The organism is Nocardioides panaciterrulae, assembly GCF_013409645.1.
GTDB lineage: Bacteria > Actinomycetota > Actinomycetes > Propionibacteriales > Nocardioidaceae > Nocardioides > Nocardioides panaciterrulae.
Genome location: NZ_JACCBG010000001.1, coordinates 3,943,570 through 3,966,566, shown reverse-complemented (window position 1 = coordinate 3,966,566; position 22,997 = coordinate 3,943,570). Strand labels below are relative to the sequence as shown.

The window sequence follows — 22,997 nt, the reverse complement described above, 5'->3', positions numbered from 1 at the left end:
GTCCGGGCCAGTGGGCGCCCGGGGTGGGCCGGTTTGTCCGCCCCGCCGGACCGCCGGCGGACCGCCGCGGCGGCGCGCGGGCGGCGCGTGGGCGGCGCGTGGGCGGCCGGCCTCAGCGCCGCAGCCGCTCCCGGAGGAGCACCGCGAGGCCGGGCACGACGGCGAGCCCGAGGGCCGCGGCGGCGGCGGCGGGGGCGAGCGCCTGGGTGCCGAGCAGCTGGCGCAGCACGGGCAGGTAGACCCCGCCCAGCTGGAGCAGCAGCGCCCCGAGCACCGCGTAGTCCAGCGGGCGCAGCAGCGGCCTCCGCCCGGGGGCCCGCAGCGCCAGCGCCACCCCCAGCTGGGCCACCCCCAGGGTGAGGAAGACCGTCGACTGGACGTGCCAGCCGACCGCGTGCGCCCACAGGCCGACGCCGAGGCTGACCACGCCGATCAACGCGCCGACCCAGCCGATCTGGGCGGCCAGCCCGCCGCCCAGCACCGACTCGCGCGGGGAGCGCGGCGGCTGGTGCATGCTGGCCGCGCGGACCGGCTCGGTGCCGAACGCGACCCCGGGCAGGCCGTGGGTGAGCAGGTTGATCCAGAGGATCTGCGCCGGCAGCAGCGGCAGCCTCAGCCCGACCAGCGGGCCGAGCACGACCACCAGCACCTCGGCCGTCCCGCCGGCGACCGCGTAGCGCAGGAAGGTGCGGATGTTGGCGTAGATCCGGCGCCCCTCCTCGACCGCCACCACCACCGTGCGCAGGTCGTCGTCGGCGAGCACCAGGTCGGCGGCCTGCCGGGCCACCTCGGTGCCGCCGCGGCCCATCGCGACCCCGATGTCGGCGGTGCGCAGCGCGGGCGCGTCGTTGACCCCGTCCCCGGTCATCGCGACCACCTCGCCGCGCTCCTGCAGCGCCCGCACGATCGCGACCTTCTGCTCGGGCCGGATGCGTGCATAGACGCGGGTGTTCTCCAGCTCGCCGGGGTCCAGGCCGTCCTCGACGTCCGGGCCGGTGATGGTGGCGGTGGAGTCGTCGGCGATGCCGAGGACCCGCGCGATCGCGGTCGCGGTCCCCGGGTGGTCCCCGGTCACCAGGACGATGTGGATGCCCGCGTCGTGGCAGTCGGCCACCACCCCGGAGGACGCCTCGCGGGGCGGGTCGGCGATGCCGACCAGGCCGACCAGCTCCAGCGTGCCGGGCCGCACCCGGCCGTCGTCGTACGACGGGGCGTCGGCGACCGCGATCACCCGGTAGCCCTGGTCGGCCAGCCGGGCCGTCTCGGTGGCGATCAGCCGGCGCAGCTCGGCCGGCGGGGCCACCAGGTCGACCACCGCCTCGGGGGCGCCTTTGACCACGTGCAGCCCCGGGTGTCCCGAGCGGTGCCGGTGCGTGGTGGACATCCACCCCCGCTCGGCCTCGAACGGCACCTCCTGCTCGCGCGGCCAGGTGCGGTGCGCGTCGACTGCCTCGACCCCGCCCTTGCCGGACAGCGCGAGCAGCGCGGCCTCGAGGGTGTCCCCGGCCGCGCCCCACGGCTCCGCGGGATCGGCCGGCTCGACCAGGCGTGCGTCGTTGCACAGCGTCACGTCGCGCAGCAGCCGGTCGATCGCGCCGTCCGGGGCGTCGCGGCCCACCGGCGACAGGGTGCCCTCGGGGGCGTAGCCGGTGCCCGACACGTCGTAGAGGTGCGCGGGCGGCAGCCACAGCGCCCCCGCCACCATCCGGCCCTGGGTCAGCGTGCCGGTCTTGTCCGAGGCCAGCACGGTCACCGACCCCAGCGTCTCCACCGCCGGCAGCCTGCGGACCAGCGCGTGCCGCTGGGCCATCCGGTGCGCGCCCAGCGCCAGCGAGATGGTCACCACCGCCGGGAGCGACTCAGGAACCGCGGCCACCGCGAGGCTGACCGCCAGGATCGAGGTCTGCACCAGCGGCTCGCCGCGCAGCAGCCCGAGGGCCACGACGACGACGCCGATCGCCAGCACCAGCAGCACCAGGTCGCGGGAGAGCCGGCGCAGCCGCTGCTGCAGCGGGGTCTCCCGGACCCGGGCGGTGCCGATCAGGCCCGCGATCCGGCCCAGACCGCTGTCCGCGCCGGTGCGGACCACCTCGCCGAGCGCCCGGCCGCGGGTGGTGACCGTGCCGGCGAGCAGCTCCTCGCCGACCACGCGATCCACCGGCTGCGACTCCCCGGTCATCGCGGCCTCGTCGACGCTGAGCGTCGCCGCCTCGAGCAGCCGCAGGTCCGCGGGCACGATCGCCCCGGCCTCCAGGCGCACCAGGTCACCGGGCACGACGTCGGCCGCGGGCACCTCCTGCCGGTGGCCGTCGCGCACCACCTCCGCCACCGGCGCGGTCAGCTCGTCGAGCTCGGCGATGGCCTGGTCGGCCCGCGCGTCCTGGGTCACGCCGACCGCGGTGTTCACGACCACCACCAGCGCGATCACCAGCGCGTCGCTGGCGTCGCTGACGACCACGGTGACCACGCCGGCGGCGACCAGCAGCAGGATCATCGGGTCCCGCAGCTGCGCCAGCACCCGCTGGACGGTCGAGACCGGCCGCGGCCGGGGCAGCGCGTTGGGCCCGGCCGTCGCGAGCCGGGCGGCAGCCTCCGCGCCGGTCAGCCCCGCCGGCGCGGAGGGCTCAGGCCTCGGAGTCCTCGTGCTCGAAGTGCTGGACATAGGCGTCCGGGCCGGGGAAGGTCAGCGACTCGTGGCCGTTGTCCGACCAGCGCACCAGGTAGGGCGGCCCGCCGTTCTCGCCGTGCACCTCCAGGATCTCGCCGTCGCGGACGGCCTCGTCGACGTGGGCGCTGCGGATCACCAGTCGGTCACCCTGCTTGGCATACATGGTCATCTCCTTCGTGGGCTCGATGGGCTCGGTGGGCGCTTGCGGGTCGGATCGGTCAGCCGGGTGCCGCGATGTCGCGACGGTCCAGGGCCGGCAGGGTCAGCAGCAGGAGCAGCAGGCTCCCGAGGGCCAGCCAGAGGAAGTCCAGCGGCAGCCCCCCGCCGAGCGGTCCGCTGGCCAGGGCCTGCTCCATCGGTGAGAGGTGCTGCCAGGGGTCGACGCCCTCGACGACCAGGCCCGCCACATAGAGGACGTACGCCGCCACCGCGGCCGCCGCCGGCACCGCGACCGCGAGCGACCGGCGACCGGTGGCCGCGCCCACGCCGAGGGCCAGCAGCCCGAACTCGCTACCGAGCAGCACCATCGCCAGGCAGCCCTCGAGGGTGTCCACGGGCCCGATGCCCAGGCCGATCGCCCAGCTGCAGCCGAGGGTGGCGACGTACAGCGCGAGCCCGAGCAGCAGCACCGTCGAGACCAGGGCCAACGCCTTCTCGAGCAGGATCCGCCGGGTCGACAACGGGGTCACGAGCAGCACGTCGAGGGTGCCGCTCTCCTCCTCGCCCGCCACCAGGCGGGCGCCGCGCCCGATGGCGTGCACCAGGAACAGGGCCGGCAGCAGCAGCGTGTAGAGCTCGGCGTTGATGAACCCCCGGCCGCTGGTCATCGCGCTGACGTCGAAGAGTCGCTGCAGGTAGTCGGGGTACTGCGCGAAGAGCCGTTCGAGGTCGGGCACGTCCCGGAACGACGGCCAGATCAGCGACTCGGTCAGCACCAGCAGCGCCAGGCCGGCCGACCAGCCGAGCAGGCCGTGCCGGTGGTCGCGCAGGCTCTTGAGGTAGACGCTGCGCAGGAACAGCGGCGCCCGGGTCGTGCCCGGATCGAGGGCGGGCGGGGTCGTGCTCAGGCCGGCCACGGTTGGTCCTCCCGGTCCGGCTCCTGCCGGGACTCCTGGTCCCGAGCCTGGTCCCGAGCCTGGTCCCGGTCCTGGTCCCGGCCCTGGTCCGGGCCGTCCTGGCGATCGGTGTAGTAGCGCAGGAAGACCGAGGCCAGGTCGGGCTCGTGCGTCTCGAGGTTCTCCACGCCGTACGGCGCGATCGCTCGCAGCAGCTCGCCCGCGGAGCCGACCAGCGCGAGGTGGGCGGTGTTCCCGTGCAGCCGCAGGTCGCGCACCCCCGGGCACGAGGCGAGCACCTCGGCCGGTGGCGCGCCGGTGAAGGTGAGGTCCCAGCGGCGGACGACCCGTTCCCGGAGCTCGGGGATCGTGGCGGTCCGGACCAGCTCGCCCGCGCGCAGGATCCCGACGGTGTCGGCGACCGCCTCCACCTCCGAGAGGATGTGGGAGGAGAGGAAGAGCGTCGTCCCCGCCTTGGCCTCCTCGGTGACGAGGGTCAGGAACTCCTGCTGCATCAGGGGATCCAGCCCCGTGGTGGGCTCGTCGAGGACCAGCAGGTCGGGGCGGTGCATGAACGCCTGCACGAGGCCGACCTTCTGGCGGTTGCCGTGGCTGAGCGTGCCGATCCGCTGGCCGAGGTCGAGGTCGAACCGGTCCGCGAGTCGCTCGACCTCGCGCCAGGCGACGCCGCCGCGCAGGGCGGCCAGGAAGCGGAGGTAGTCGGCGCTGCTGAGGTCGGCGTACGCCACGAAGCGTCCCGGCAGGTAGCCGATCCGGCGCTGCGCCGCGTCGGGGGCGCGGGTCACGTCGAGGCCGAGCACCTCCGCCCGGCCCGCGGTCGGGCGCAGCAGCCCGGTGAGCAGGCGGATCGTGGTGGTCTTGCCCGCCCCGTTGGGCCCGAGGTAGCCGAACACCGAGCCGCGCGGCACGACCAGGTCGAGGCCGTGGAGCGCGACCGTGCCGCGGAACTCCTTGCGGAGCCCGCGGGTGCGGATCGCGGCGTCCATGCCCGACCTCCTCGCGCTCGCCTGACAGCGACGCTAGGGGCCCCCGCCGGACCACTTCAGGGGCATAGGTCCCGCCCCCCGGGTGCGCTTCGCCACGCGGCGCGGGCCCGGGCCCGGCGCCGCGTCAGCGCACCCGGCCGACGAAGTAGTGGGCCGTCCACAGGTGCTCGCGGTGGACCACCGTGCCGGTGTGCGGGGCGTGCCAGATGCTGTGGTGGCCTGCGTAGATGCCGACGTGGTAGACGCGCCGGTGCGAGGCGAAGAAGACCAGGTCGCCCGGCCGGGCGGCGCGGTGGCTGACGTGCCGGGTGGCCCGGGACTGCTCCGCGGCGGTGCGCGGCAGGTGGACGCCGACCCTCCGGTACACCCACGACGTGTAGCCGGAGCAGTCGAAGGACCGCGGTCCGGTGGCGCCCCAGCGGTACGGCGCGCCGCGGCGGGAGGCGGCGGCGTGGAGCACGCGTGCGGCCCGAGAGGCGTGGTGGTGCCGCTTGTGGTGGTGGCGCTTGTGGTGGTGGCGGTGGCACTTCGCGTGGTGGTGGCGGTTGGCGTGGTGGTGACGCTTGTGGTGGTGGTGCCGCGCCCGGTGGTGGTGCCGCCCGGCGTGGTGGTGCCGCGTCCGGTGATGGTGTCGCGCCCGGTGGTGGTGCTTGTGGTGGTGGCCGGTGTGGCAGTGGGCGGCGTGCCGCGCGCCGGCGGCGGCCGCCGCGCCCGGCGTACCGGACAGGACCAGGCAGCCGACGAGCAGGAGCAGGGAGGCGGTCGCGGTCGCGAGGGACCGCGCGATGGTGCGGGGCATGGACATCTCCGGCGCACGCCTGCGACTGATGACCTGTCGGGTTCGGGCGGCCGTGCCCGGGCAGGAAGCCTGCCTTCACCCCGAGCCGGAGTCCCCTCGAGGGGCCGGCGTGCAGCTGGGTCAGCCGTGCTCGTCACCACATGTTCGGTTCGTGTCCAACCCGGCGACGTGACGAGCCTCGGCGCGGTCCGGGAGGGCCACCGGCCGGGCTGCCGGGGCGCAAGGTGCTTTCCGCGAGTCATCGGCAGCCGCACGCCCCCGGTTGAGGCGTCCCGCTGTGATCCACCGCACGGCTCGTCTCACCGGGTGCCCCGGCGGTGACGACGCGTCGAGGGTAGGTGACCTTCGGCCCCTGGCCCGCGGCGGGTCGCCGGGGTGCACTGGTGGTGCGGCGGGGAGAGCCAGAAACGGGTAGCGGGACTGTTCCCCCGGAGACGGGGCGCCGGCCGAGACTCACTTCTCGTGTCAAACGGGATGAGGCTCCCTCGCCGTCTCTTTTCGGGCCGTCTCTCTCGGCCGACTCGCTCGGGCCGCGGTCTAGGTCGAGGAGGGCCGGGCAAGGGGTCCTGGTGCGGGTTGAACATACATTTGTTCAACCGGGAGACGGGGTGCCGGCAGCCGGCCCGCCGAGCACCGGCCCGACCCGCCGGCCTGCCCGCACCGCCCGCCCGCAGGGGGCGCCCGGCCCGCCGCTCCTCATTACCCTGACCCCATGACCGTGCGCGTCGAACGATCCGGCCCCGTCACCACCGTCGTGCTCGACCGGCCGGCCGCGCGCAACGCGGTGGACGGGCCGACCGCCCAGGCGCTGGCCGCGGCGTTCCGCGCGTTCGACGCCGACGAGGAGGCCGCGGTCGCCGTGCTGTACGGCGCCGGCGGGACGTTCTGTGCCGGCGCCGACCTCAAGGCCGTCGGGACCCAGGCCGGGAACCGGGTCGAGGAGACCGGCGACGGCCCGATGGGGCCCACCCGGCTGCGGCTGGGCAAGCCGGTGGTCGCGGCGATCGAGGGGCACGCGGTCGCGGGCGGGCTCGAGCTCGCGCTCTGGTGCGACCTGCGGGTGGCCGCGGCGGACGCCGTGCTGGGGGTGTTCTGCCGGCGCTGGGGCGTGCCGCTGATCGATGGCGGGACGGTCCGGCTGCCGCGGCTGATCGGCACCGGCCGGGCCCTGGATCTGGTGCTCACCGGACGCGCGGTGGCGGCCGAGGAGGCGGAGCGGATCGGCCTGGTCAACCGGGTGGTCGCGCCCGGCACCGCCCGCGCCGAGGCCGAGGCGCTGGCCGCGTCGCTGGCCGCGTTCCCGCAGGAGTGCCTGCGCCAGGACCGGCTCGCGCTGCTGGAACAGGAGGGGCTGCCCGAGGCCGACGCGCTGCAGGTCGAGCTGCGCCACGGCCGGGTCTCGCTCGCCTCCGGTGCGCTGGACGGCGCCGCCCGGTTCTCCGCCGGCGCGGGCCGGCACGGCAGCTTCGACGGCTGACCCGCTGGGCAGTCGCCCCGTCGGGCGGCTGCGGTCAGCAGCTCTCCCGCTCCTCGGCGGTGCACGTGTCGTGACCCGGTCCACCCTCGGCCTCGTCGTGGCCGGGGCCGCCGTAGAGGTGATCGACCCCGCTGCCGCCCTCGACGTCGTCGCTGCCCGGCCCACCGCAGATGAGATCGTTGCCGCCCCGCCCGCACCGAAGTGGCTAGGGCCACCATGCCCGGCCGGCGATGTCCAAGGCCTCGTCGACGGCGCCGTCGCCCTCTGCGCTCAGGGGCGGGGCCGCAGGCAGACCGCGACGAGCGAGCCGGCGCCGTCGCGCCGGAAGACCTTCCAGCCCCGGTCGAAGCTGACCACCGCGACCGTGCCGTCGGGGTGCCGGATGATCGAGGACCGGGGGATCTGCTGGTCGCCGAACCCCTCGGTGCTGCAGCGGTAGCGCTGCATCAAGTGCTGCACCCGGGCGTCCGAGGGCGCCTGGAGCTGGGCGCGCACCGCGGGCGCCGTCGCGTCGCCGGTGCGGGCCATGTCCAGCCCACCGGGCAGCAGGGCGGCGACGACGCCCCCCGCGACCAGCGTCACACCGGCTGCGTTCACGAGCAGGTGCCTCAGCGTTCGCGGTGCTTGACAGGTCAGATGGTTCACGTGGGGTCAACGAGACGCCGCGTGGGAGGTCACGGCGGACGAAGGTCACGCCGCCGGCACGCATGGCGGGCTCGGGAGCGGGCATAGGCTCGCGGCGTGCCCGCTCCCTGGTTCACCTCGCCGGCCGACGCCGCGGAGCGTCTGGCCGCCGCCGGCTACCTCGCCGACGGCGCCACCGCCACCACCTCGTTCCTCGCCGGCGCGCTCGGCAAGCCGCTGCTGGTGGAGGGCCCGGCCGGGGTCGGCAAGACCGAGCTGGCCAAGGCGGTCGCCCGGGCGACCGGCGCGGGGCTGGTCCGGCTGCAGTGCTACGAGGGCCTCGACGAGGCCCGGGCGCTCTACGAGTGGAACTACAAGAAGCAGCTGCTGCGCATCCAGGCCACGGGCGAGCAGAGCTGGGCGGACGCCCACGACGACATCTTCTCCGAGGAGTTCCTGCTCACCCGGCCGCTGCTGACCGCGATCCGGCGGGAGGAGCCGACCGTGCTGCTCGTCGACGAGGTCGACAAGACCGACGTGGAGGTCGAGGGGCTGCTGCTGGAGGTGCTCGCCGACTTCCAGGTCACGATCCCCGAGCTCGGGACGGTCACCGCCGTACGCCGTCCGTTCGTGGTGCTCACCTCGAACGCGACCCGCGAGCTGTCCGAGGCGGTCAAGCGCCGGTGCCTCTACCTGCACCTGGGGTACCCCGACGGCGAGCGCGAGCGCGAGATCGTCACCAGCCAGGTGCCCGACCTCGAGCGGCGCGTCGCCGAGCAGGTCGTGGCCACCGTGGCCCGGCTGCGCGAGCTCGAGCTGAAGAAGGCGCCCTCGATCGCCGAGTCGGTCGACTGGGCGCGCACCCTGGTCGCGCTGGAGATCCGGAACCTGGACGAGAAGGCGGTCGCGGACACCCTCGGCGTCGTGCTCAAGCACGCCTCGGACCAGGACCGCGCGGTCCGGGAGCTGCGGCTGCGATGACCGAGCGGTCCGGGCTGGTCGACCGGCACGTCGCGTTCCTCCGGGCGTTGCGTGAGGCCGGGCTGGCGGTCTCGCTCGCCGAGGGGCTGGACGCGGTCGCGGCCCTGCGGGCGCTGCCGTGGGACGACCGGGTCACCCTCCGCGACGCCTACGCCGCGACGCTGGTCAAGCGGCAGGCCCAGCGGCCCACCTTCGACGCGCTCTTCGACGTCTACTTCCCCCGGCTGGTCGGGGAGGGCGCCGAGGCGGCGGCGGAACCCGCGGGGGAGCCGGGGGGCGCGCGCGACGGCGCCGACGACCTGGCCGCGTTCCGCGGCGAGCTGCGCGCCACGCTCACCGACGGCGGCCAGCCGGCGCTCGAGCGGCTGGCCACGCAGATGGTGGGCCGGTTCGGCGCGATGCCCGGCCGCGGCCCCGGGCTGTCGTCGTGGTCGGCCTACCAGGCCACGCGCCGGGTCTCCCCCGAGGAGCTCGCCGACCAGGTCGTGGCGGCGCTGCTCGCGCAGGGGATCGCCGAGGAGGAGGCGGCCGGTCTCGCCGGCCGCCGCCTGGCGTCGTACGCCCGGATGGTGGAGGACGACGCCCAGCGCCGGATCGCGGCGGAGAAGGGACCCGACCACGTCGCCCGGGTGGCGGTCCGGCCGACGATCGACCGGCTGGACTTCCTCGCCGCGCGCCGCACCGACCTCGAGGCGATGCGTCGCGAGATCTATCCGCTCGCGCGGCGGCTGGCCACCCGGCTCACGCGAGAACAGCACGCCCGGCGCCGCGGCCCGCTCGACGTGCGCCGCACCGTGCGCGCCTCGGTCTCCACCGGCGGGGTGCCACTGGTGACGCACCACCGGCCCCGCCGCCCGCACCGCAGCGAGCTCGTGGTGCTCTGCGACGTGAGCGGCTCGGTCGCGAACTTCGCCCAGTTCACGCTGCTGCTCGTCTACGCGCTGCGCGAGCAGATGCAGAACCTGCGGGCCTTCACGTTCGTCGACGACGTCCACGAGGTCACCGACCGGCTGCGGCCGGGCGCCGACGTCGCCGACGTGATGGCCGACCTCGCGGCCAGCACCGCCCACGCCTCCCGCTTCGGGCGCACCAGCTACGGCCGGGCGTTCACGGAGTTCGCCCAGCGGTTCCCCGACGCGCTCGGCCCCAAGTCCTCGCTGCTGGTGCTCGGTGACGCCCGCTCCAACTACAGCGACCTCGCCGTGCCGGTGCTGCGCGAGCTCGCGGGCACCGCCCGGCACGCCTGGTGGCTCAACCCCGAGCACCCCCGGCACTGGGGGACCGGCGACTCCGCCGCCCGGCAGTACGCCGAGGTGGTGCCGATGGTCGAGTGCCGCAACCTGGCGCAGCTCGCCGAGGTCGTGCACGACGTGCTCTGACCCCTTGACCGAGCAGAAGGTCGGCCCGGCCCCAGGGCTGGCGTCGGACGTACCGCCGCGGATCCGGTCCGGTCGCTCAGAGGACCGAGGACAGCCGGTCCAGCGCGCGCTCGATCTCCTCGCCCGGCCCGGCGAAGCTGAGCCGGAGGAACCGGCCGCCGTCCACGGTGTCGAAGTCGATGCCGGGGGCGAGCGCGACGCCGGTGCGGACGAGCAGCTCGCGCGCGAACGCCATGGTGTCGTCGGTGAGGTGCCCGACGTCGGCGTAGACGTAGAACGCGCCGTCGGCGGGGGCGAGCCGGGTGATGCCCAGCCGGGGCAGGCCGTCGAGGAGCAGCGCGCGGTTCGCGGCGTACCTGCGCACGTGGCCGTCGAGCTCGGCGTAGGACTCCTCGTCGAACGCCGCGAGGCAGGCGTGCTGGGCGAGCACCGGCGGGCAGATCGTGAAGTTGCCGGTGAGCACGTCGACCGCGCGGCGCAGGTGGGCCGGCGCGAGCATCCAGCCGATCCGCCAGCCGGTCATCGAGAAGTACTTGGAGAACGAGCTGAACACCACCGCCGAGCGGCTGGTCTCCCAGGCGCTCCGGGCGAGCGGGGCGTGGCCGTCGAGCGGGGCGTACTCGATGCCGTGGTAGATCTCGTCGGAGATCAGCTGGACCCCGTGGTCCTCGCACCACGAGGCGAGTGCCGCGAGCTCCTCGGGCAGCAGCATCGTGCCGGTCGGGTTCGCCGGGCTCGCGACCACCAGCCCGCGCAGCGGCCGGCCGATCCGGGACCGCTGCTCGTGCAGCGCCGCGAGCTGCTCGACGGTCGGCTGGAACCGGGTCGCCGGCCCGGTCGGGATCTCCACGACCTCGCACCCGAGGGCGGCGAGCACGTTGCGGTAGCAGGGGTAGCCCGGCCGGGCCATCGCCACGGTGTCGCCGTGCTCGAAGGCGGCGAGGAAGGCGAGCAGGAAGCCGCCGCTCGAGCCGGTGGTCACCACCACCTCGTCGGGGTCGACGTCGATGCCGTGCGTCCGCTTGTGGTGGGCGGCGATCGCCTCGCGCAGCTCGAGGATGCCGGTGGCCGGCGTGTAGCCGAGCGGCTGCCCCGACTGCAGCAGCCGCACCGCCTGCTCCCGCACCGGCCGCGGGGCGCCGGTGCTGGGCTGTCCCGCGAGCAGGTTCAGCGCGTCCCCGTGGGTGCGCTGCCGCTCGGCGGCCGCCGCGAGGAGGTCCATGACGTGGAACGGCGGCACGTTCGCCCGGGTCGCGGCGGTGAGGCGGTCGGTCACCCCGCCGACTCTAACCGCGGCATCCCGCTCGCCGGCCGGCCGGTGACGGGGCCGGGGCGCCCGGCGCCCCCGATAGACTGCGCACCCGACGCCCTGTTGAGGCACGAGGTGACTTGTGAGGTTCGACGTCCACCAGCTCGACACGTTCGTGCTGGTGGGCTCCGCGGTCACGCTGTTGGCGATCCTCGCGGTCCGGTTGTCCACGCGCGCGGGGTTGCCGAGCCTGCTGATCTACCTGCTGATGGGCGTCGCGCTCGGCGAGGCGGGCTTCGGCATCCAGTTCGAGAACGCCGAGGCCGCGCACTCGCTGGGCTTCGCCGCGCTCGTGGTGATCCTCGCGGAGGGCGGCCTGTCGACCCGGTGGGCCGAGGCCCGGCCGTCGATGAAGCTGGGCCTGTCCCTGGCCACGCTGGGCGTGGGGGTCTCGGTGGCGGTGGTCGCGGTCGCCGGGCACTTCCTGCTGGGCCTGCCGTGGGAGCTGGCGGTCCTGCTCGGCGCGGTGACCTCGCCGACCGACGCGGCCGCGGTCTTCTCGGTGCTCCGGGTGGTCCCGCTGCCCCGCCGGCTGATCGGCGCGCTGGAGGCGGAGTCCGGCCTCAACGACGCACCGACCGTGGTGCTGGTGACGCTGGTGTCCACGGGCGCGGTCGCCGACCACGGCGTACTCGCCGTCGCCGGCATCATCGGCTACGAGCTGGTCGCGGGCCTCGTGGTCGGCCTGCTGGTCGGCCTCGGCGGGGCCTGGGCGCTGCGGCGGGCGGCGCTGCCGTCCTCCGGGCTCTACCCGCTCTCGGTGCTCACCTTGACGTTCCTGGCGTACGGCGCGGCCGCGTACCTGCACGCCTCCGGGTTCGCAGCGGTGTACGTCGCGGCCCTGGTCCTCGGCAACTCCGAGCTGCCCCACCGTGCGGCGACCCGCTCGTTCGCCGAGGGCGTCGCGTGGCTGGCCCAGATCGGGCTGTTCGTCATGCTCGGGTTGCTGCTCTCCCCGGGCCGCATCGACCTGGGGACGGTCGGGCTCGCGGTGCTGGCCGGGCTGGTGCTCACGTTCGTGGCCCGGCCGCTGTCGGTGCTGGCCAGCTCGGTGGTGCAGCCGATGCCGTGGCGCGAGGTGTCGTTCCTGTCGTGGGCGGGGCTGCGCGGTGCGGTGCCGATCGTGCTCACGACCATCCCGCTGGCGGAGGGGGTCGACGGGTCACGCCGGCTCTTCGACCTGGTGTTCGTGATGGTGGTGATCTACACGTTGCTCACCGGGCCGACGTTGCCGGCCGCGGCCCGGGTGCTGGGGGTGGCGCGGCGCGCCGACCCGCGCGGGCTCGAGCTCGAGGCGGCGCCGCTGGAGCGGATCGCCGCCGACCTGCTGCAGGTCTCGATCCCGTCCACCTCGCGGATGCACGGGGTGGAGGTCGGGGAGCTGCGGCTGCCGCGCGGCGCCTCGGTGAGCATGGTGATCCGCGACGGGGAGACGCTGGTGCCCGAGCTGCGCACGGTGCTGCGCCACGGCGACGACCTCCTGGTCGTGACCCCGCGCAGGCTGCGGGAGCGGACCGAGGCGCGGTTGCGCCAGGTCAGCGAGGGCGGCCGGCTCGCGCAGTGGCTGACCTGAGGGCTGGCCTGAGCATCGGGAGGGTCACTCGACCGGTGGCGAGCAGATCTCGGCGTTCCCGCGGGCACGGACGAACCTCGTCTTGTGGCCGAGCCCGCGGAAGCCGTCGCCGACCACGACGGTCACGCCGGCGCCCAGGGGCTTGTGCTTGACCACCGAGTGGCGCGGCCCGAGCTGGCGGGCGACCAGCTGGACGGCCGGGTTGTGGGGGTGGGTGGTCCACACCTGCACGACCGGCACCTTCTTGCCGCCGCGCGGCGCGTTGCCGCTCTCGCCCTCCCGGAACCCGCGGTCGGTCAGCATCGTCATGGTCCGCCCGGCCAGCCCCGCGCGCTCGCCGGCGTTGTAGACGCTGACCACCACCTGGGTGGGGAACACCTTCGCGCCCTTCTTCACCGCGGTGTTCTCACAGATCGGGGCGTCGGCCTTGCCGGGGAACGGCGCGGTGAGCGCCGACCAGCCCCAGACGGCACCCCCGAGCAGTAGGAGGCAGAGCACGGCCATGGTGGCGGCCGTCCGGGTCCCGGCGCGCATCAGTCCTCCATCACGTGGACGCGGGCGTGCAGGACGTTGCGCTGCTGCAGGGCGGCGCGCAGGGCGCGGTGCAGGCCGTCCTCGAGGTAGTACTCGCCGCGCCACGCCACCACGTGGGCGAACAGGTCGCCGTAGAAGGTGGAGTCCTCGTCCAGCAGCGCCGCCAGCTGGAGGGTGTCCTTGGTGGTGACCAGCTCGTCGAGCCGGACCTGGCGGGGCGGCACGGCGGCCCACCCCCGCGACGACAGCCCGTGGTCGGGATAGGGGCGTCCCTCGCCGACCCGCTTGAAGATCACGCCGCGACTATAACGAGGACCGCGCGTCGAGGGGGCCGGGTCGGGCGCCGGCGCTCAGAGCGAGGGGGCGGTCCACGCCGTCTGGACGACCTCGACGCCGCGGTCGCGCGAGACCAGCCGGCCGCGGCCGGGAGGCGCGGGCAGCGGCTTGAGGTTGCCGAGGAGCGGACCCTCGTCCGGACTGCCGGAGAGCAGCAGCCCCGGCATCGCCAGGTCGCGCATCGACTGCACCACCGGCTCGTACAACGCCCGGGAGGCGCCGCCGGAGCGCCGCGCCACCACGACGTGCAGGCCCACGTCGCGGGCCTGGGCCATCAGCGGCTGCAGCGACTGGACCGGCGAGGCCTGCTGGGTGGCGACCAGGTCGTAGTCGTCGACGACCACGAAGACCTCCGCGCCCTGCCACCAGGAGCGGTTGCGCAGCTGCTCGGGCGTCACGTCGGGGCCCGGGATCCGGTTCTGCAGGTAGCTCGCGAGGTCCTGCAGCGCCGGCTGCGCCTGGGTGGCCGAGGTGAGGTAGTTGAGGAGGTACTCCTCGGGCACCTCGCCGAGCAGCGAGCGCCGGTAGTCCACGAGCACGATCTGCGCCTGCTTGGGGGTGCGGGTGCGCATGATCTCGCGGACGTAGGCCCGCAGCACCGCGCTCTTGCCGGACTGGCCGTCCCCGAAGACCAGCAGGTGCGGCTCGGTGTCCACATCGAGCGCGACCGGGGCGAGCTCCTTCTCGTTGATGCCCAGCAGCAGGCCGGTCTCGCCCGCCGCCGGCGCGGCCCGCCGGCGCACCTCCTCGAGGTCGATCCGCTCCGGCAGCAGCCGCAGCTTCGGCCCGGTCGGTCCGGTCCACGCGGCCGCCACCCGCTTGACCAGGTCCTCCACCCCGTCGCCGAGCGAGTCGGCGTCGGGGGCGCCGTCGATGCGGGGGAGCGCGCCGAGGAAGTGCAGCTTGCCGGGCACCAGCCCCCGCCCCGGCCGGCCGGCCGGCACCAGGGCCGCGACCTTGCGGTCGATCTCGGAGTCCATCGGGTCGCCCAGGCGCAGCTCCAGGCGGGTGCCGAACAGGTCGCGCATCGCGGCGCGGAAGTCCGCCCAGCGCGGCGAGGCCGCCACGACGTGGAACCCGAAGGTCAGGCCCCGGGTGGCCAGCTGCTGCAGCTCGACCTCGAGGTCGTCGAAGTCGGCGCGCAGCGTGCTCCACCCGTCGACCACCAGGAACACGTCGCCGTAGCCGTCGTCGACGCGGCCGGCGGCCCGCCGCGAGCGGTAGGTCTCGATCGAGTCGATGCCCTGGGCGCGGAAGTAGGCCTCGCGGCGGTCCACGACGCCGGTGACCTCGGCGACGATGCGGCGCACCACGTCGGGCTCGGCGCGGCTGCCGACGCCGGCGACGTGCGGCAGTCCGGCCAGCGGCGCGAACGTGCCGCCACCGAAGTCGAGGACGAAGAACTGGCTCTCCAGCGGGGTCGTGGTCAGCGACATGCTCGCGACCACCGTGCGCAGCAGCGTGCTCTTGCCGCTGCGGGGGCCGCCGACGACCGCGACGTGCCCACTGGCGCCGGCGAGGTTGACCGTGAGCGTGTCGCGGCGCTGCTCGCGCGGCCGGTCCACGGTGCCGAGCGGTACGACGAGCCCGCCGAGCCGGCGCCACTGCGGCGAGACCAGGCCCAGCCGGGCGTCCTCGGTCAGGTCGCCCATCAGCTCGTCGAGCGTGTCGGGGACGTCGAGAGGCGCCAGCCAGACCTGGTGGGCGCCGGGGCCGTGGCCGACCATGTGGGAGACCGCGATGTCGAGCACCGACTCCTGCTCGCCCGGCTCGCGCACCGGCTCGGGCTCCGGCTCGGTCTCGGGCAGCTCCAGGGTCTGCACCTCGGAGATCGTGAACGGCAGGATGCCCCGCAGGTGGCCGCCCTCGTCGCGGCGTACCCGGGCCCGGCTGGTCGGTGGCCCGGAGACGTAGCCCGCCTTGAACCGCTGCAGCGTCGACGGGTCCGGCTTGAGGTAGCCCAGGCCGGGGACCGCGGGCAGCTCGTAGGCGTCGGGGACGCCCAGCACAGACCGCGACTCGGCCGCGCTGAACGTGCGCAGCCCGATCCGGTAGGACAGATGGGACTCGAGGCCCCGGAGCCGGCCCTCCTCCAGCCGCTGGCTGGCCAGCAGCAGGTGCAGGCCCAGCGACCGGCCCAGGCGCCCGATCGCGACGAACAGGTCGATGAACTCCGGCTTGGCCGAGAGCATCTCGGAGAACTCGTCGACCACGATGAACAGCGACGGCAGCGGGGCGAGGTCCTCGCCGGCGGCCCGGGCCTTCTCGTAGTCGCGGACGGAGGCGAAGTTGCCGGCCTCGCGGAGCAGCTCCTGGCGGCGCACCATCTCACCGGACAGCGCGTCCTGCATGCGGTCGACGAGCGTGAGCTCCTGGGCCAGGTTGGTGATCACCGCCGAGACGTGCGGCATCCGGGACATGCCCGCGAAGGTCGCGCCGCCCTTGAAGTCGACCAGCACCATGTTCAGCTGCTCGGGGGAGTGGGTCAGCGCGAGCCCGAGCACCAGCGTGCGCAGGAACTCCGACTTGCCCGACCCGGTCGCGCCGATCACCAGGCCGTGCGGGCCCATGCCCTGCTGGGCGGACTCCTTGATGTCGAGGTGGACCACCGCGCCGCCCTCACCGAGCCCGATCGGGACCCGCAGCCGGTCGCGGGCCGGCCGCGGGCGCCAGGCCGCGGTGGGGTCGAAGCCGCGCACGTCGCCGAGCGCGAGCAGCTCCAGGAAGTCCGTCGGGCCGGTGATCTCGCCGGAGGTGTCCGGTGAGGGGCCGGCGGCCACCGTGTGCAGCGGGGTGAGCCGGCGGGCGCACGCCTCCGCCGTGGCCAGGTCGCACTGGTCGACGCGGGCGGCGATCTCCTCCTCGCGCAGCCGCAGGGCCCGGACCGGGTGCCGGCCGTCGGGGGTCGGCTCGCCGACCAGCTCGAGCCGCAGCCGGCTGGGGTCGTCGAGCTCGTCCCAGCGCACCGGCAGGTCCAGGAGGGTGACGCCGTGCAGGCCGTCCGGGGGGACGACGTGGTTGCCGGGCGGCAGCACCGCCCCGTCGGTCACCAGCAGGATGTGCGGCGTGGCGGGGCGCTCGTCGGCGCCGAACCGGGGCCGGTCCGCGAGGTCGGCGGGCAGCAGCGCGGCCAGGTCGGTCAGCGAGGTCGACACCAGCCGCATCGGGCCGACCGCGTCGGACTGGCGGGTGCTCTGGCTGTGCGGCAGCCACTTGACCCAGTCCCAGTGGGCCAGCGTCTCCTCGGTGCACAGCACCGCGATCGCGAGGTGCTCGGGGGAGTGGAAGGTCGCCGCCGAGCAGATCATCGCCCGGGCCAGCGCCCGGGCCGGCCCCTCGGCGCCGCAGACCTCGATCCGGTCGAAGGCGCGCAGGTCGACCGACGCCGGCAGGTCCGGCTGGAGCCGGTGCACCACCAGCAGCCGGTGCAGCGCGGAGGCGGCCACCGGGTCGACCTGGTCGATCGGGGCGGACTCCGGCGGCACCAGGTCCAGGGAGAGCGGCTGGGCGCACACGCCGTACCGCACGTGCAGGAAGCCGGGGTCGCTCGCGCCGTGCTCCCACACCCGCGAGCGCTCCTCGACCAGCGCCGGCAGCGCGCCCGGCTCGGGATGGTGCCAGCTCAGCGCCCGGCGCTGCTGGTCGGCGGCGTCCCGGGCCATGGCGCGGACGTTCGCGAGGTAGCGGAGGTACTCGGTGCGGGAGCCGGTCACCTGCTGGGCCCGCTGCTTCCGCTGCCGGTCGAGCTGGACCACGATGAAGCCGAGGGTCGCGAAGAGGAACATGCCGGCGGCCAGGTAGCTGCGGCCGCCGGTGTCCTTGCCCATCGTGGCGACCAGCACGATGGAGCCGAGGCTGCCGAGCATCGGGATGGCGTTCATCAGCACCCCGCTGGCGCCCTCGTTGGCCTCGATCTCCGGGGGCGGCTGGAGGACGAGCTGGCCGCTCGGCATCTCCGGGGGGTCGAGCCTGGTCCCGCGAAGCGTCGTACTCACCAGGTCCCCCTGTCGATCCTGCGTGTCACCCGGGCGTCCCCGGCCCCGTCACCGACCCGGACGCCCGCATCATAGGGGCCCGCGGCCCCTCCGGCGCGGGCTCGTTCCACAGGGCCGGCGCCGCGGCCCGAGCGCTACTTCCACTGCCAGGTGGCCAGGATCGAGCGCAGCAGCCGGAGGTTCTCCGCCTTCTCCCCGTAGGAGGTCACCGTCAGGTGCACGATGTGCCCGTCGTGGGTGAGTCCCGCCTCGCTGACCACGAGCCCGGGCCGGCTGGCGAGCAGGAGGTACGCCGGCTCGCCGCCCATCGTCGTGGTCCTGCCGAGCGGCGCGTGCTCCAGGCCGTAGGCGGAGCTGCGCTGGTAGCGGGCGAGCTCCCGGAGGGAGTACTGGTGGCCGTTGAGGGCCACGATCCCGATCCCGATGTCGGCGCCGGGCCCGTTCACCGAGATGGAGAAGTCCTCGGCCATCACCTTGACCCTGAAGTGCCTGGGTGCCCGCGCGGTGAAGTAGCTGGTCTCGATGGCCGGGCCGGCGGCGGGGTCGACGCCGGGGAAGGCGCCGGCGGAGTTGTCGGCGGAGGTGCCGGCGGAGGTGCCGGCGGAGGCGTCGGGAGAGCCCGAGGCGGAGCCGGTCGGGGACCCCGCGGTCGGGCCGGAGGACGCGGACGGGCCCGGATCGGCCCGGCCGTCGTCGGCGCAGCCGGCCAGCCCGACCGTGGCGGCCACGGCCAGGGTGGCCAGCGCGGCCGGCCCCGCCAGGCGCGCCAGGCGTGCCGGGCGCCGGCGTGCGGCACGGTCCCGAGAGGTGGTGGTCACCGGTGCTCCTGTCGTCGGCGGCCGCTCGATCCTAGAGCCGCGGCCGTCCCGTGGCGACCGGCCGCCGAGCGACTACCCTGCACGGGCGGGCGACGGGCGCCCGAGCGCGCGACGGCAGCGCCGGCGCGGCGCGGCAGGCCGGAGACGGGCCGGAGACGGGGAGGCGGCGTGGGTGCAGGTTCGGGGGGCCTCGCGCTGAGCGTGCACGGGCCGGCCGGCGTGGTCGACCTGGTCGTCCCGCTCGGCGCCTCGACGGCGGACGTCGCCGGCGAGTACGCCCGGCAGGCGGGACTGCCGGTCCGGCCGGGCCTGTTCACCCGGCTCGGCGCCCCCCTGCGCGCGGACCGGTCCCTCGCCGAGGCGGGCGTGCGCAGCGGCGACCTCCTGGTCGCCGCGGACCCCGCGGACCCACCCGGGGTACCCGGCTCGGCCGGCTCGGTCGTCGGCCCCCCGGACCCGCGCGCGGCGCTGCCCGGCCCGGCGGCGCGGCCCACCGTCGCGGCACCGGTCCCGGCGGCCGGGCTGGTGGGCTGCCTCGCCGCGGCGGCCGCGCTGCTGGCCGGCTGGTCGGCCGCGCAGGCGCCGGCCGGCCCCCGCGGGGCCGCGGTCGGCCTGCTCGTGCTGGCGGCGCTCCTGGGGGTCGCCCCGGTCGGCCGGCTCGCCGGGCGCCGGGTGGTCGCGGCGCCGGCCTTCGGCGCGGCCGCGGCGTTCGCGGTCGCGTGGGACCCGCACCCCGCGCGACTGCCCACGATCGTGGGCGTCTCCGCGCTGGCCGCGGCCGTGGTCGCGGCGCTGGGCCGGGCGCTCGGCCGCCATCACGAGGAGCCGCTGCGGGTGTGGATCGCGACCGGGTCGGTGCTGTTCGTGTGGACGACGGGGGCCGCGCTGCTCGGCCTCGGGGCGCAGGTCTCCTGGGCGGTGCTGCTGCTGGCGGCGATGCTGGCCGCGCGGCTGCTCCCGGGCTACGCCGTCGACGTGCCCGACCCGCTGCTGCTCGACCTGGACCGGCTGGCGGTCACCGCCTGGTCCGCGCGTGAGCGTCCCCCCGCCCGGCGGGTCCGCACGCTGGTGCCCCCGGCGGCCGTCGCCGCCGTGGCCGCGCGGGGCGCCCGGCTGATGACCGCCTACGCGGTGGCGGTGCTCGCGGTCGCGGCGCTGAGCGCTCCGCTGCTGCTGGCCTCCGCGACCCTGCCGATCGACCGGATCGGGGCCCGGCTGCTGGTGCTGCTCTGCGGCGGCGGGCTGCTGCTCGCGGCGCGCAGCTACCGGCACGTCGCCGCTCGCCGGATGCTCCGGCTCGCGGGCCTGGCGTGCCTGGCCGCGCTGGTGGCCGCGCTGGCCCCGGCCGCCTCCGGGCGGACGCCGACCGTCGTGCTGGCGCTCGCCGTGCTGCTCGCCGCCGGCCTCGTGCTGGTGGCCGTGGCGACCGGGCGGGGCTGGCGCTCGGCCTGGTGGGCGCGGCGCGCCGAGGTGACCGAGGCGCTGTGCGGTGCCGTCGCGGTGGCGACCCTGCTGGTCGCCTGCGGGGTTTTCCGCAGTATCTGGGAGTCGATCCATCTTGACGTTTAGGGCATGATGCCGGGGGTAAACGCCTCGTTGTCCAGGCGCGGGACCGGGCCCGGATCGACGGATCAAGCTACACGGATCTCGAGCGGCGATGTGCCGCGGGGGAAGGAACAGGCATGTCGAACAGTGCAGCCGAGATGGGACAGGGCGAGAAGACCCTCTCCCGTGCCGCCGGGATGGTGGCGGACGCCAAGACCGACTTCGACGGCATGAGCCGGCGTCTGGACGGCCAGATCGCGGGCCTGCGAGGCAAGTGGGCCGGTGCCGGAGGCACCGCCTTCTTCGCGCTCCACCAGGCATGGACCGAGAAGCAGGGCGTGATCGTCAACGCCCTCAACGAGTTCGAGGCGTCCCTGCAGTCCACCGAGCGGGACAACATGAACACCGATGAGGCCCAGTCGGCCAACTACAGCCGGACCGCCGGTCGCCTCGGCGGCTGACCCGACCAGGACCTCAGGAGATCACGATGAACATGAACCTCGACGGACTTCGCGTCAACCACGCCGGCCTCGACACCGCGGCCGAGGACATGTACCGCACGGTCAAGGACATCGACGACCGGCTCAACCGGCTCGAGAACGAGCTCGCCCCGCTGCGCAGCGACTGGAGCGGTAGCGCCCAGCAGGCCTACCAGGCGGCCAAGGCCAAGTGGGACAACGCGATCCAGGAGATGAAGGGCCTGCTGGACGAGACCAGCAAGACCGTCATGCAGTCGAACGCCGAGTACAAGGCCGCCGACCAGCGCGGCGCGGCGTCGTTCGACATCTGACACCCCCCGACGGGGCCGGGCACCGACCGGCCCCGTCGTCGCTCCTCGTCACGCGCCTCCACGCCTGACTTCACGCCTGACTTCACACTTGACTTCCCGGGGGTAGGTACCCGCTCATGGCCTCATTCGACCCCTTCCTGGGGGTGGCCCAGCTGGTGGATCAGGTCGAGCTGCTGATCGACCAGGCGGCCATCGACCACGTCAAGCGGACGCTCGACCAGAACGCGGGCAACGTCCACCACAACAACTTCAAGAACCTGCACGTGCCGCCGGGTGCCTTCGGCGGCAACGGTGCGGCGGCGGCGCTGGGCACCAACCACCTCCAGGCCCACGAGGTCATCCGGGCCACCCTGCAGGGCGTGCTAGACGACCTGCACGCGTTCCGGGTCGGGCTGGACCGCGCCGAGAGCCTGATCCAGGACGCCGACGAGGGCAGCGCCGCCGACCTCGACCGCAAGCGGGCCTCCGACATCCTGACCGGGCTGGCCGGCCGGGACACCGCCAGCACCCGCAACCACGAGGCGCGCAACCAGGTCCTCCGCGGCCAGGGAGGTGCGTCGTCGTGACCGAGGGACCCAACGTCGCGCGGTTGCGGACCGCCGTCGCCGGCGCCCAGCCCCACCTCGTCGCCCACGCCCACGAGGAGTGGTCGCAGTGCTCCAACCTGCTGCGCGAGGTGGCCAGCGCGCTGCAGCAGGCCGCGCCCAACATCCAGGACCAGATCGGCGAGACCGGCCGCCGGGCGGCCGAGGCGTTCACGACCGTGTCCGGCCGGGTGCAGGACCGCTCGGTGCAGATGAGCGCGGCGGCCGCGGCCCTCTCCTCGGCGCACGTCGCGCTGCAGGCGGCCCACGACCTGATGAGGTCCTTCGCCGATGCGCCGCTGCAGGAGCCCAGCCGGCCCGACATCGCGCCCGGCTCCAACCACCCCGACGACGTGGCCGAGCAGCACCGCTACGACTCGGACAAGGCCGCCTACGACGCCCAGTACGCCGATCGCGAGGCCAAGGCGGCCGCCGCGGTCCAGCGGATGGACGTGGTCTATGCGAGCTCCACCCGGACCATGCAGGAGGTCCACGGTCAGCCGGACCCCGTCGCGCAGGTGCCCGCCGACGGCGGCCGAAACGGCGGTGGCAACGGCAGCACGCCCACGCCCAGCAGCAGCACCGGCGGCTACACCCCGGGCAGCGGTGGCCACCCGTACGCCACGACGACCACCCACGCCGCGCCCGCGCCCAGCAGCACCGGCACGAGCGGCAGCCAGTCCACGTCCACGACGTCGACCACGTCGACCGCGCCCACGACGTATCCGCCGCACCAGCCGCACGGGTCCGGTCCCGGCGCCGACAACGGCTACGTCCCGGCCGGCCCCACGGGCGACGCCCAGAGTGGGACCCCGATCGGCGGGCTCGGCCCGGCCGGCCCCGGGGCCGGCGTGCCGATCGGCGGCAGCACGGCGGGCGCTCCCGCCGGCGGCCTGGGCGGCTCGGCCGCGGGCGGCCTGGCCGGCGTGATCGGCGGCGGCGCGCTGGGCGGCCTGACGGGCATCTCCGGCGCCGTGCGCGGGCCGTCGGCCGTGCCGCTGGGGGGCACGAGCGGCGTCGCCGGGTCCAGCGCCTCCTCGGGGGCGCGCCCGATCGGCGCCACCACCCGTAGTGCGGTCTCCGGGACCCTCGGCCGCGGCGGGGCGGTCCCGGAGGAGGCCGTCGGCACCTCCGGGCGCGGCGCGGCGACGGCCGGGGCACGCGGTGCCTCGGCGTCCGGCGGGCGGGGCACCGGCCTGGGCAGCAGCACCTCCCGGCGCGGCAGCAGCACCTCCTCGCGCGGCAGCGGCACCCGCGGCGCCGCGGGTGCCCGGGGTGCCGGTGGCCGGGGTGCCGCGGGTGCCTCGGGCGGCGGCCGCAGCCGGAAGGACCCCCGCAAGTCGGACCCGGACTTCTTCCTCGAGGAGCAGGACTGGGTCGAGGACGAGGGTGCCGCCCCCGGGGTCCTGGACTGACTCCGCCGGCCGGCGCGGGCGGTAGCATCTCGGCTGCCCGGTCCGGCCGGAGCCCCGGCCGCGCCCTGCAGGCCGCGGGGCGGCGGGGCCGCACGACAACAGGGGTAC

At 75.4% G+C, this 22,997-nt stretch carries 21 protein-coding genes; 9 read left to right on the top strand and 12 right to left on the bottom strand.

What is annotated here, in order from left to right; all coding sequences use genetic code 11:
• Nucleotides 1-112: 112 nt before the first annotated feature.
• From BJZ21_RS18900 to BJZ21_RS20660, 5 genes are all read right to left on the bottom strand, one after another.
• Complete coding sequence (locus BJZ21_RS18900; RefSeq protein ID WP_179665172.1) at nt 113-2,662, bottom strand: cation-translocating P-type ATPase; 2,550 nt, start codon at nt 2,660-2,662, stop codon at nt 113-115.
• Nucleotides 2,625-2,831: a DUF1918 domain-containing protein gene (locus BJZ21_RS18895; RefSeq protein WP_179665171.1), complete on the bottom strand. Its 207-nt coding sequence runs from the start codon at nt 2,829-2,831 to the stop codon at nt 2,625-2,627. Before BJZ21_RS18895 ends, BJZ21_RS18900 begins: the two co-directional genes overlap by 38 nt.
• A 55-nt stretch (nt 2,832-2,886) precedes the next feature.
• Nucleotides 2,887-3,744: an ABC transporter permease subunit gene (locus BJZ21_RS18890; RefSeq protein ID WP_218851558.1), complete on the bottom strand. Its 858-nt coding sequence runs from the start codon at nt 3,742-3,744 to the stop codon at nt 2,887-2,889.
• A complete protein-coding gene (locus tag BJZ21_RS18885; protein WP_179665170.1) occupies nt 3,732-4,730 on the bottom strand; it encodes an ABC transporter ATP-binding protein in 999 nt (332 codons plus the stop codon). Before BJZ21_RS18885 ends, BJZ21_RS18890 begins: the two co-directional genes overlap by 13 nt.
• 124 nt (nt 4,731-4,854) lie before the next feature.
• Complete coding sequence (locus BJZ21_RS20660; RefSeq protein ID WP_218851557.1) at nt 4,855-5,529, bottom strand: C40 family peptidase; 675 nt, start codon at nt 5,527-5,529, stop codon at nt 4,855-4,857.
• A gap of 712 nt (nt 5,530-6,241) precedes the next feature.
• Between BJZ21_RS20660 and BJZ21_RS18875 the strand changes: the two genes are divergently transcribed.
• A complete protein-coding gene (locus BJZ21_RS18875) occupies nt 6,242-7,006 on the top strand; it encodes a crotonase/enoyl-CoA hydratase family protein (protein ID WP_179665169.1) in 765 nt (254 codons plus the stop codon).
• Nucleotides 7,007-7,040: 34 nt separating this feature from the next.
• Here BJZ21_RS18875 and BJZ21_RS21955 read toward each other — a convergent pair whose 3' ends face one another.
• Nucleotides 7,041-7,178, bottom strand: a complete 138-nt coding sequence (locus BJZ21_RS21955; protein ID WP_179665813.1) for a hypothetical protein — start codon at nt 7,176-7,178, stop codon at nt 7,041-7,043.
• 98 nt (nt 7,179-7,276) lie between these two features.
• Nucleotides 7,277-7,603, bottom strand: a complete 327-nt coding sequence (locus tag BJZ21_RS18865; RefSeq protein WP_179665168.1) for a hypothetical protein — start codon at nt 7,601-7,603, stop codon at nt 7,277-7,279.
• A 144-nt stretch (nt 7,604-7,747) separates the two neighbouring features.
• Here BJZ21_RS18865 and BJZ21_RS18860 point away from each other — a divergent pair, with 144 nt between their 5' ends.
• Together BJZ21_RS18860 and BJZ21_RS18855 are read left to right on the top strand one after the other, a co-directional pair.
• Nucleotides 7,748-8,611: an AAA family ATPase gene (locus BJZ21_RS18860; protein ID WP_179665167.1), complete on the top strand. Its 864-nt coding sequence runs from the start codon at nt 7,748-7,750 to the stop codon at nt 8,609-8,611.
• Nucleotides 8,608-9,990 carry a VWA domain-containing protein gene (locus BJZ21_RS18855; RefSeq protein ID WP_179665166.1) on the top strand — a complete coding sequence of 461 codons (1,383 nt, stop codon included), beginning with the start codon at nt 8,608-8,610 and terminating at the stop codon, nt 9,988-9,990. The genes BJZ21_RS18860 and BJZ21_RS18855 overlap by 4 nt, the downstream gene beginning before the upstream one ends.
• A 76-nt stretch (nt 9,991-10,066) precedes the next feature.
• Here BJZ21_RS18855 and BJZ21_RS18850 read toward each other — a convergent pair whose 3' ends face one another.
• Nucleotides 10,067-11,266 carry an aminotransferase class I/II-fold pyridoxal phosphate-dependent enzyme gene (locus tag BJZ21_RS18850; RefSeq protein ID WP_179665165.1) on the bottom strand — a complete coding sequence of 400 codons (1,200 nt, stop codon included), beginning with the start codon at nt 11,264-11,266 and terminating at the stop codon, nt 10,067-10,069.
• A gap of 115 nt (nt 11,267-11,381) precedes the next feature.
• Here BJZ21_RS18850 and BJZ21_RS18845 point away from each other — a divergent pair, with 115 nt between their 5' ends.
• A complete protein-coding gene (locus tag BJZ21_RS18845) occupies nt 11,382-12,872 on the top strand; it encodes a potassium/proton antiporter (protein ID WP_179665164.1) in 1,491 nt (496 codons plus the stop codon).
• 24 nt (nt 12,873-12,896) lie between these two features.
• Here BJZ21_RS18845 and BJZ21_RS18840 read toward each other — a convergent pair whose 3' ends face one another.
• The 4 genes from BJZ21_RS18840 to BJZ21_RS18825 all read right to left on the bottom strand — a co-directional run bounded on the left by BJZ21_RS18840 (nt 12,897) and on the right by BJZ21_RS18825 (nt 18,555).
• Nucleotides 12,897-13,406, bottom strand: coding sequence for a LytR C-terminal domain-containing protein (locus BJZ21_RS18840; protein WP_179665163.1), 510 nt, complete (start codon nt 13,404-13,406; stop codon nt 12,897-12,899).
• Nucleotides 13,406-13,702, bottom strand: a complete 297-nt coding sequence (locus BJZ21_RS18835) for a type II toxin-antitoxin system VapB family antitoxin (RefSeq protein ID WP_179665162.1) — start codon at nt 13,700-13,702, stop codon at nt 13,406-13,408. Before BJZ21_RS18835 ends, BJZ21_RS18840 begins: the two co-directional genes overlap by 1 nt.
• 54 nt (nt 13,703-13,756) lie before the next feature.
• Nucleotides 13,757-17,737 carry a type VII secretion protein EccCa gene (gene eccCa, locus BJZ21_RS18830; protein WP_343052224.1) on the bottom strand — a complete coding sequence of 1,327 codons (3,981 nt, stop codon included), beginning with the start codon at nt 17,735-17,737 and terminating at the stop codon, nt 13,757-13,759.
• Between the two features lie 134 nt (nt 17,738-17,871).
• The gene (locus BJZ21_RS18825; RefSeq protein WP_179665161.1) at nt 17,872-18,555 is read right to left on the bottom strand and encodes a hypothetical protein; all 684 of its coding nucleotides are present in this window, start codon (nt 18,553-18,555) and stop codon (nt 17,872-17,874) included.
• Nucleotides 18,556-18,723: 168 nt separating this feature from the next.
• Between BJZ21_RS18825 and BJZ21_RS18820 the strand changes: the two genes are divergently transcribed.
• The 5 genes from BJZ21_RS18820 (at nt 18,724) to BJZ21_RS18800 (ending at nt 22,889) form a co-directional block, all read left to right on the top strand.
• On the top strand, nt 18,724-20,124 hold the full coding sequence (locus BJZ21_RS18820; protein ID WP_179665160.1) for an EsaB/YukD family protein: 1,401 nt from the start codon (nt 18,724-18,726) through the stop codon (nt 20,122-20,124).
• A 113-nt stretch (nt 20,125-20,237) separates the two neighbouring features.
• Entirely contained in the window at nt 20,238-20,561 is a 324-nt protein-coding gene (locus BJZ21_RS18815; protein WP_179665159.1) for a WXG100 family type VII secretion target, read from the top strand.
• 26 nt (nt 20,562-20,587) lie between these two features.
• The gene (locus BJZ21_RS18810; RefSeq protein WP_179665158.1) at nt 20,588-20,890 is read left to right on the top strand and encodes a WXG100 family type VII secretion target; all 303 of its coding nucleotides are present in this window, start codon (nt 20,588-20,590) and stop codon (nt 20,888-20,890) included.
• A 116-nt stretch (nt 20,891-21,006) separates the two neighbouring features.
• Nucleotides 21,007-21,456 (top strand): hypothetical protein, encoded by a 450-nt coding sequence (locus BJZ21_RS18805; protein ID WP_179665157.1) that lies wholly within the window; start codon nt 21,007-21,009, stop codon nt 21,454-21,456.
• Nucleotides 21,453-22,889 (top strand): hypothetical protein, encoded by a 1,437-nt coding sequence (locus BJZ21_RS18800; RefSeq protein WP_179665156.1) that lies wholly within the window; start codon nt 21,453-21,455, stop codon nt 22,887-22,889. Before BJZ21_RS18805 ends, BJZ21_RS18800 begins: the two co-directional genes overlap by 4 nt.
• The last annotated feature ends 108 nt before the right edge of the window (nt 22,890-22,997 follow it).

Excerpts from the sequence above, each read along its gene's own strand:
- BJZ21_RS18900 (WP_179665172.1), bottom strand. The coding sequence starts at position 2,662 with ATGTCCAGCACTTCGAGCACGAGGACTCCGAGGCCTGAGCCCTCCGCG.
- BJZ21_RS18805 (WP_179665157.1), top strand. The coding sequence starts at position 21,007 with ATGGCCTCATTCGACCCCTTCCTGGGGGTGGCCCAGCTGGTGGATCAG.
- BJZ21_RS20660 (WP_218851557.1), bottom strand. The coding sequence starts at position 5,529 with ATGCCCCGCACCATCGCGCGGTCCCTCGCGACCGCGACCGCCTCCCTG.
- BJZ21_RS18855 (WP_179665166.1), top strand. The coding sequence starts at position 8,608 with ATGACCGAGCGGTCCGGGCTGGTCGACCGGCACGTCGCGTTCCTCCGG.
- BJZ21_RS18840 (WP_179665163.1), bottom strand. The coding sequence starts at position 13,406 with ATGCGCGCCGGGACCCGGACGGCCGCCACCATGGCCGTGCTCTGCCTC.
- BJZ21_RS18810 (WP_179665158.1), top strand. The coding sequence starts at position 20,588 with ATGAACATGAACCTCGACGGACTTCGCGTCAACCACGCCGGCCTCGAC.
- BJZ21_RS18885 (WP_179665170.1), bottom strand. The coding sequence starts at position 4,730 with ATGGACGCCGCGATCCGCACCCGCGGGCTCCGCAAGGAGTTCCGCGGC.
- BJZ21_RS18895 (WP_179665171.1), bottom strand. The coding sequence starts at position 2,831 with ATGTATGCCAAGCAGGGTGACCGACTGGTGATCCGCAGCGCCCACGTC.
- BJZ21_RS18875 (WP_179665169.1), top strand. The coding sequence starts at position 6,242 with ATGACCGTGCGCGTCGAACGATCCGGCCCCGTCACCACCGTCGTGCTC.
- BJZ21_RS18815 (WP_179665159.1), top strand. The coding sequence starts at position 20,238 with ATGTCGAACAGTGCAGCCGAGATGGGACAGGGCGAGAAGACCCTCTCC.